At 46.1% G+C, this 6,571-nt stretch carries 5 protein-coding genes; all 5 read right to left on the reverse strand.

Features of this window, described 5'->3' with window-relative positions; genetic code table 11:
* Nucleotides 1-31: 31 nt before the first annotated feature.
* Nucleotides 32-3,241, reverse strand: coding sequence for a carbamoyl-phosphate synthase large subunit (carB, locus tag Q0C11_RS09095; RefSeq protein WP_293007235.1), 3,210 nt, complete (start codon nucleotides 3,239-3,241; stop codon nucleotides 32-34).
* A 27-nt stretch (nucleotides 3,242-3,268) separates the two neighbouring features.
* On the reverse strand, nucleotides 3,269-4,420 hold the full coding sequence (gene carA, locus Q0C11_RS09100) for a glutamine-hydrolyzing carbamoyl-phosphate synthase small subunit (RefSeq protein WP_293007236.1): 1,152 nt from the start codon (nucleotides 4,418-4,420) through the stop codon (nucleotides 3,269-3,271).
* A gap of 306 nt (nucleotides 4,421-4,726) precedes the next feature.
* Complete coding sequence (locus Q0C11_RS09105; protein ID WP_293007237.1) at nucleotides 4,727-5,713, reverse strand: universal stress protein; 987 nt, start codon at nucleotides 5,711-5,713, stop codon at nucleotides 4,727-4,729.
* 140 nt (nucleotides 5,714-5,853) lie between these two features.
* A complete protein-coding gene (locus tag Q0C11_RS09110; RefSeq protein ID WP_293007238.1) occupies nucleotides 5,854-6,375 on the reverse strand; it encodes an NAD(P)-binding protein in 522 nt (173 codons plus the stop codon).
* On the reverse strand, nucleotides 6,347-6,571 hold a 225-nt coding region (locus tag Q0C11_RS09115; RefSeq protein WP_293007239.1), incomplete at its 5' end, for a hypothetical protein. The genes Q0C11_RS09110 and Q0C11_RS09115, both read right to left, overlap by 29 nt.

Genomic DNA, 6,571 nt, shown 5'->3' on the forward strand with positions numbered 1-6,571 from the left:
TCCTGTTTCTAAAAATAGAATCCAATTTCATCTATGTTTTGAGTTGTATATGTAATTTCTGCAGATTATAAACCTGCAATTCACGTTTATTGGTTATGCCCATACAGGCAGCACGTGCACCGGCTAACGTTGTATAGTAAGTCACTTTCGCTTGGAGCGCAGCATGGCGAATTGAATAGGAGTCTCGTATTGCACTACGTTGATTTTTCACGGTGTTAATGATCAGACTGATCTCACCATTTTTAATCATGTCAACAATATGCGGCCGACCTTCAGCAACCTTGTTAATAATAATAACCTCTATTCCGGCTTCTGTAATCGCAGCAGCAGTGCCCCGTGTAGCATAAAGGGTAAAACCAAGTCCTGCAAGGCTGCGTGCGATTTCAACTGCATGCAATTTATCTGATCGCCGCACACTAATGAAAATTTTTCCGAAAGTAGGTAAGCGAACATCGGTTGCTAACTGGGACTTAACAAAAGCTTCTGCAAAAGTGAATCCCATGCCCATCACTTCCCCGGTAGATTTCATTTCCGGCCCTAATATCGTATCAACACCGGGGAGTTTTATAAAGGGAAAAACAGCCTCTTTGACCGAATAGTATTCAGGAATTACTTCTTCAGTAATGCCTTGCTCAATTAAAGAGCTTCCCGTCATGCAACGTGCCGAGATTTTGGCTAGTTGAAGGCCGGTTGCTTTGGAAATGAAAGGTACAGTGCGTGAGGCTCTGGGATTGACTTCAAGTACAAAAACCGTATCGTCTTGAATCGCAAATTGTACATTCATCAGTCCGATGACATTCAGTGCGCGCGCCATTTTGGCAGTTTGCCGACGCAATTCATCCAGTATCTCAGGCTGTAAGTTAAAGGTAGGCAGCGAGCATGCGGAATCTCCGGAATGTACGCCCGCCTGCTCAATATGTTCCATGATGCCACCGATCAGAACGGTTTCTCCATCGCAAATGGCATCGACATCGACTTCGGTGGCGTGAGTGAGAAAATGATCCAACAATACCGGGGAGTCATTGGAAACTTTGACGGCTTCACGCATGTAGCGTTCCAGGTCGGCTCTCTCGTGCACGATTTCCATAGCGCGTCCGCCCAATACATAGCTGGGTCGTACCACCAGCGGGTAGCCAATTTCCTCGGCGGCGATCAGCGCCGCTTCGGGATTACGTACGGTGCGATTGGGTGGTTGTATTAAACCTAATTGCTGCAGCATTTTTTGGAAGCGCTCGCGATCTTCGGCGCAATCAATCATATCTGGACTAGTGCCAATAATCGGTACCCCACTGGCTTCCAGATCACGCGCGAGTTTAAGAGGGGTTTGCCCGCCGTATTGTACAATCACGCCATCTGGTTTTTCTACAGCGACGACCTCAAGCACATCTTCCAATGTCAGTGGCTCAAAATATAATCGATCGGATGTGTCATAATCGGTTGAGACGGTTTCCGGATTACAGTTGATCATAATGGTTTCAAAACCGTCTTCCCGTAACGCTAAGGCGGCGTGAACGCAACAATAATCAAATTCAATTCCTTGACCAATACGATTAGGGCCACCACCCAAGACCATAATTTTCTTTTTATCCGTGGGGGAGGACTCGCATTCGTCCTCGTAGGTCGAATACATATAGGCTGTGCTGGTAGTGAATTCGGCTGCACAGGTGTCAACGCGTTTGTAGACAGGGCGTAAGTTAAAGTGATGCCGTTGCATACGAACTGCGGTTTGATCGGTGCTGAGTAGTTTTGCCAAACGCCGGTCGGAGAAACCACTGCGTTTCAGCTTGCGCAATGCTTTTTTATCCAGTGCTTCCAGCTTGATCTTCGTCAACGTTTGTTCTTGTTTGATCAAGTCCTCGATTTGTGCCAGGAACCACATATCGATACGCGTCAACTGATGAATTTCATCCAGTGAAAAATCGCAACGGAAAGCATCGGCGACATACCAAATCCGCTCCGGGCCAGGGTTGGCAAGCTCAGTTCGGATGGTTTCCAGGTTATCGGTTTTTTCATCTAGCCCATCAACGCCGGTTTCCAGTCCGCGTAAGGCTTTTTGCAAGGATTCCTGGAACGTGCGTCCTATCGCCATAACTTCGCCGACGGATTTCATTTGAGTCGTTAAGCGATCATTGGTTTGCGGGAATTTTTCAAAAGCAAAACGCGGAACTTTGGTGACGACATAGTCAATTGCCGGCTCAAACGAAGCAGGGATAATGCCGCCAGTAATATCATTTCCTAATTCGTTCAAGGTGTAACCAACTGCGAGCTTAGCCGCGATTTTTGCAATTGGAAAACCGGTCGCTTTAGAAGCAAGAGCGGAAGAACGCGAAACACGTGGATTCATCTCAATCACCAGCATGCGACCATCGTCAGGATTGATGGCAAATTGCACATTGGAGCCACCGGTTTCGACACCAATTTCACGCAATACCGCAATCGATGCATTGCGCATCAATTGATATTCTTTATCCGTCAGTGTTTGTGCGGGTGCTACTGTAATCGAGTCGCCGGTATGCACACCCATGGGATCGATGTTCTCGATTGAGCAGACAATAATGCAATTGTCGTTTTTATCCCGTACGACTTCCATTTCAAACTCTTTCCAACCGATTACGGATTCTTCGATCAATAATTCCTTGGTGGGGGAAGTTTTCAATCCACGCTCGCAGATGTCCAGAAATTCTTCGCGATTGTAGGCAATGCCGCCACCGCTGCCGCCCATGGTAAAGGAAGGGCGGATAATCACCGGATAGCCCAACATAGCCTGGACTTGCAATGCTTCTTCCATACTATGCGCTACTGCAGATCGAGCGGAATCCAAGCCGATGCGCGTCATGGCTTGCTTGAATTTTTCTCGATCCTCCGCCATATCGATGGCTTCACGCGAAGCACCGATCAGTTCTACACCATATTTTTCTAATGCGCCGTGTTTGACAAGATCCAGTGCGCAATTCAGCGCAGTTTGACCACCCATGGTGGGTAACAAAGCCTGTGGCCGCTCAATTGCAATGATTTTTTCGATCATTCCCCAAGTAATCGGCTCGATATAGGTTGCGTCGGCCATTTCAGGATCAGTCATGATGGTGGCCGGATTGGAGTTAACCAGAATGATGCGGTAACCTTCTTCTCGCAAAGCCTTGCAGGCTTGTACGCCGGAATAATCAAACTCACAGGCTTGACCGATAATGATGGGGCCGGCGCCGATGATGAGTATGGATTGAATGTCGGTACGTTTAGGCATACTTTCTAACGTGGTGTCACGCAGTAGTTATCGGGAGTTATTTTTATGACGCTGCATCATGGTGATGAATTTATCGAACAGGTAATCAGCCTCATGCGGACCTGGACTGGCTTCCGGATGTCCTTGAAAACAAAATGCCGGCTTGTCGGTTAATTCGAAGCCTTGCAGGCTGCCATCGAACAGCGATACATGCGTGATGCGCGCCGTGGCTGGCAATGTGTCGGCATCGACTGCAAATCCATGATTTTGACTGGTAATAATGACTTTCCCGCTGGCTACATCTTGCACCGGATGATTCGCACCATGATGACCAAATTTCATTTTTACGGTGCATGCGCCGGTCGCTAACCCCAATAATTGATGGCCCAGGCAGATGCCGAATATCGGGATATTGCTTTGCAGCAGTGACTGTGTTGCAGAAATGGCGTAATCGCAGGGCTCTGGATCGCCAGGACCGTTAGAAAGAAATATGCCATCCGGCTGCGTTGCCAGGATGTCATCGGCAGATGTTTGTGCCGGAAAGACCGTCACCTTACAACCACGTTGCGCCAGTTTGCGCAAAATTGTACGTTTGATGCCAAAATCAAAAGCTGCGACGTGAAATTTGAAATTTCCTGGAGTCCGAAAACCGGACTCCAATGACCATTCACCTTCCGTCCAGGAATACGATTGACGGCAACTGACTACTTTGGCGAGATCCATTCCAGCCAATCCGGGAAATCCTCTTGCAGTTTGTAATGCTTTTTCCTCATCTACATCTCCTGCCATGATGCAGCCGGATTGCACACCTTTTTCCCGCAAAATGCGCGTCAGTTTGCGGGTATCGATTTCAGCAATCGCGACGACCTTCTGTTCCTGGAGAAACTCAGGCAAAGTATGGGTTCTGCGGAAATTACTTGCCATCAACGGAAGATCGCGGATTACTAAACCCGCCGCATGAACTTTGTTGATATTGCCGGATTCGAAATCTTCTGAATTGATTCCCGTGTTGCCGATATGGGGGTATGTTAATGTAATAATTTGCCGACAATAAGACGGGTCGGTCAATATTTCCTGATAACCGGTCATCGCGGTATTGAAGGCAACCTCTCCTGTTTTAATGCCATCAACGCCAATAGACACGCCACGAAAAATTGTTCCATCGGCGAGTGCGAGGATGGCGTGCGGTCGTTGTGACACAAAAAACTCCTTGGAAACTGACAAGATATGGAAAACAGAACCAAGACTGCTTCGTTTGAATGCCCTGGTTATTGAAGACGAAATTATACGTGAAAAAGGTTTATTTTTCTATTGGTACTGTCAAGTTAACTATCAAGAAAAATTGAAACGAAAAATCCTTTCTCATTGAGAATTTATTGGAATATGAGGCGTGAGCATTGATTCCAGTCCATCGGCTACAACCAGCATTCGAACGCTTGTTTCAATCTATTGTAAGTGCGGCATTTTGTTCGACTTAATTCCGCGCAATTATTGATAGATAAGTGCTTAATCCTCTAGTGTTATAGGGGTTATAAATCCGACCGGCTTGATCGCAAGAACCGAACAATTGATCTGATTAAGAATTGTTTCAGCCGTATTGCCCATAATGAATCCGGGGATACCCGTGCGGGCCACAGTGCCCATAACAATCAGATCGGTTTCAATTTGTTTTGCTAGTATCGGGATTTCTTTACGTGCCATGCCTTTTATTAAATGTATCTGAGGCTTGAGATAATCCATTGCACCTTGCCCCAAGCTATTCGCTACGTCATGTATCAATATATCGAGATTTTTCTTATGTTGTACTCGTACTTGTTCTACATAGATTGCAATCTCATCATCTGACGCACTCGTGAATGAGGTGCGTCCACGAATAAGGCTTTCACCAGCAGCTTCCCAAGCATGCACAATATGCAACGCTGCAAACTCTGATAGTGCCAAGGAGCCGGCTATTTCGAGAATCATTTGGTTTAACATATTCCTGGTTCCTAGCTCAACTGGCGGGCAGTTATCATCTACATCCACAGCTGCCAGAATGCGCCGACAGGACATCGGAGTTTTGGGTTTAATCATCCAGATGGGGCATGGGCACTTGCGTAACAGATGCATATCGTTACTGTTGAATATGTGACCTAACCAGTCTTGAGTTTCAGTAGTCTTAACTACAAGATCATACTTATAGCGTAGTACCTCGCGAACGATTTCTAAAAATGGTATACCTTGAAGTACTTTAGTTTGAATTTTAATTCTTTTGCGATAAGTTTTTACTAAGGATTCAATTTCTTGCTCATGCATACGCGCGACCATTGTCTGCAAGTCTGTAGCGATTATTTCATTCTTCGATATTTCAGTATCACCTACATTACCCTCAATCACGCTTATGACAGCCAAATCGGTCTGATTATTCTCAGCCAACGTTACGGCACTTTCCAAAGCGGGCTTGCAATTTTCTTTGGGTTCAACCACGCACAAAATTTTCTTAAAGCTTTTCATCTTATTTACCTTGATTACCGAGATTCAGATGTTCATCGAAGATTTGCATTGCGCATTATTCGAATAATTAACCGCACAACTCCTCACGAAGTGGTCGCTAACTAACAGTTTCTTCTTTATTGAACTTACTGCGATTTTACTCAAGTTGTGTGCTCAATAAGACGATCAGCAGCTTCACGTGCAGCATCCGAAAATGGTACTAGCACAAGATTTGCGCCAGCCTGTTCCAGTCCGGCAACTTCATCGAGATGATGAGCGGTAACGGCTATCCGGCCTGTATAACCCAGGTTCTTCAGTGTATGGATAAGCACCAGACTGACGTGGTGATCGCGTGCGGTGCTGACTATCCATTGAGTGCTCACAAGGGGCAGCGATGCAATAAACTCAGGATCTTCAGCATCGCCATAAAGTACGGAAAGTTCAGTCGGATCACGTGCACGAACGAGTTCTGGATTGTAGTCGACGCTCAGTACCCGGTAGCCACGTTCACGTAGCGCTTGTGCAATCCCGGTTCCGTAGCGCCCCAAACCAAAAAGAATTGTCTGTGGAATGTTGTCTGTAATTGTTTCATTGTGTTTGTTTTCTCTATAAGGTTGACGGCGTTCGAATATTTTCAGCCAAGGTGCAAGCCATTCATACAATGGATGGGAATATAGGATCATATAGGTGTGAAACACTGATCGTAATAATCCCTACCAGCGTGATTAGTCCCACGGTTGCAGTGTCGATATGACCGAGGTTTAGCAGGCCGTTGAAAAACCCGGCACTTTCAGTCTGAATTCTCGTTTTTAAAAAGCTGCGAGCATTTCGGTTATCTTCCAGATCTGTTTTTTTATCCGGAATGTTCATTCTTTGTGC

It is taken from the genome of Nitrosomonas sp., from assembly GCF_022842015.1.
Classification (GTDB): domain Bacteria; phylum Pseudomonadota; class Gammaproteobacteria; order Burkholderiales; family Nitrosomonadaceae; genus Nitrosomonas.